Genomic DNA, 2,258 nt, shown 5'->3' on the forward strand with positions numbered 1-2,258 from the left:
AAGTGTATTGACAAAACAAAATGGGGAATCCGGCAACTAATGCCGACTGCAACATATAGGTTCAACAAAACAATAGCGACTGCAACTATTAGCTTCATAGTGACAGTCGCTATTGTTATATATAAAGTTTAATACCTGTAGTTTATCAAATGCTTACGGATAACTCGTCTGCCCACAAGCATAACCCACGTTTGTTTTGCGCATGAATGAGGCTTAATCCTTCGGGCGTTACATCCGAAACCAAGAAGCGTTTGCGGATAGGTTCTTGCGGAAATTGCTCTCCACCGTTTTCTGCACGCTCCTTGCGGCTCATGCTCATCAGTTCATCATATTTTGCAAGTTCCTTTTCAAATTCTTGGTTCTGCTTGTAATCATAATCAAGAAAGGGTTTCATGGCAAAACTGAGGGGATGGCTTTTGTTTGCTCCCGGTCTCCCGATTAATGCCATATACAGGATGGGGCTTTCCATCCAGCCTTGTTTGATTTGGGCAAGGTGCGTGTTGCCTATACCAACTGCTATTGCCGTCAGGATGGCTGCGGCAATGTAGTCGGTAGGATAATTATGGCATTCGTGTACCTCATGGATGATGCGTTGGATTTTTGTCGGGAATATGCTAACTGGAAAATCTGTGCCAGCCAGTCTTGTACTCAAATCAATCACTTCATCAATGATAGATACCGGGTTAATAGAACTTGTGTCCATACGTCCGACCATTAAAAGTTAAAGGATGATTTAGGCTTATGACGGACACGGCTTTGCATATTGGCAAGCATCTCTTCATACGTCTGTTCCGCGCTCTTTCTACGTCCGTTGTCAATCCAAGCCAACAGTTCGTCTTCGTAGAAATAGAGTTTCTTGCCTTTCTTGTAAGCCGGAAGTAGCCCCTTGCGTACCAACGTATATATGGTAGGCTTGGCTTTTCTGATGATACGGCAAGCATCCTCGATTTCAACCAATACGTGTTTGTCTGATGCCGGCGGTTGAAGTTCCGACACCATTCTTTTCAACTCAATGACCTGTTCGGTCAGATAACCTACCGCTTCGGGCAGCTTATCAAATGTTACTGTTTCTTTTTGCATACATCGCTCGTTTTTAATTGTTCGACGGCAAAGGAAACAGGTGTTTCAATGGTGGAATCATTCACCAAAACATAACTGATGAATAACTTTTTGATGGTGGTTGATGCTGAATTCGAGTAATATGAGTACTTTTGTATATTTGCTATTAGCGTATGAGTAAGGTATATAAATATAGAGCAAACATTGCTTCGGATAAAAGAGACAAAGACTCTGTTCAATTATCAAAAAACATTCTTTATGCAGCAAAGTTGAATAAAATGAATGATCCTTTCGAGGGGTCTGTTGAGTTACCTAAATCTGATAGACACGAACATTGGGTAACACCATTAATTCAAGAGTTACATACTATTGGAATATGTTCATTGTCAAAACCTAAAGAAAACGAGACATTCCCTTGTAATGAATTGTTGTGGGCGCATTATGCTAATTCGCATAGGGGATTCTGCATTGAATATGATTTAGATGTACTAATGAATGGTCAGTCCACAAATTTCGATATCCGAAATCAAATTAATGTCACTTATGAGAATGAAAGACCTGAAGTGTTTGAAACAGATAATGTGTTTGATGTTCAGCGTAAAGTTTTTGGGACTAAGTCTTTAGCATGGGCGTATGAGAATGAGGTTAGACTGGTCTTTTTAACCGAAGGTGAAAAAATAATTCCTCCAAAAGCTGTTACTGCTATTTATTTGGGCTTAAATATCAGTATAGAGGATAGACGAGAAATTATTAAATTAACGACAAAGCACAATATTGATTACTATCAAATAGAGAGAGTTGAAAATACGTATGCTTTAAAAGCTACAAAATTATTATTTGATTATTCGTATGAAATAGTAGCCTTCGAGAAAGGATATTTGGTCGATAATTATATAATCTTATATAAATCACCCAATAAGGATAATAATACAATGTATGAGTTCGTTGAAAAATTTAGGTCTAGATTAACTCGCCCTAGTAACCTCACAGTAAGCATTCGAACAAATACACATTGTACAGCTTGAGGTTTGGTTGTTGCTTTGCAGTAGCATATACAATCCAACCTCAATTGTTATGAATAGATTAGAATTTGAAGAATTAGAATTGCAGGTGCAACAAAGTGGCCTGCCATTGAAGTCGTGCCTACAGCAAGTAGGTGTAAGTTATTCAACCTATCACTACTGGCGCAAGAAGTATTC

Annotated in this window: 2 protein-coding genes and 1 pseudogene; 1 reads left to right on the forward strand and 2 read right to left on the reverse strand. The window is 38.7% G+C overall.

The window, feature by feature from the left end; translation table 11 throughout:
• Nucleotides 1-157: 157 nt before the first annotated feature.
• Together G7Y39_RS13260 and G7Y39_RS13265 are read right to left on the reverse strand one after the other, a co-directional pair.
• A pseudogene (locus tag G7Y39_RS13260) lies at nucleotides 158-703 on the reverse strand (DUF3987 domain-containing protein); the annotation flags it as partial.
• Between the two features lie 11 nt (nucleotides 704-714).
• Complete coding sequence (locus tag G7Y39_RS13265) at nucleotides 715-1,080, reverse strand: helix-turn-helix domain-containing protein (protein WP_165157904.1); 366 nt, start codon at nucleotides 1,078-1,080, stop codon at nucleotides 715-717.
• A 152-nt stretch (nucleotides 1,081-1,232) separates the two neighbouring features.
• Between G7Y39_RS13265 and G7Y39_RS13270 the strand changes: the two genes are divergently transcribed.
• Nucleotides 1,233-2,084 carry a DUF2971 domain-containing protein gene (locus tag G7Y39_RS13270; RefSeq protein WP_165157905.1) on the forward strand — a complete coding sequence of 284 codons (852 nt, stop codon included), beginning with the start codon at nucleotides 1,233-1,235 and terminating at the stop codon, nucleotides 2,082-2,084.
• Nucleotides 2,085-2,258: the final 174 nt, after the last annotated feature.

This window comes from Parabacteroides sp. ZJ-118, from assembly GCF_011038785.1.
GTDB lineage: Bacteria > Bacteroidota > Bacteroidia > Bacteroidales > Tannerellaceae > Parabacteroides.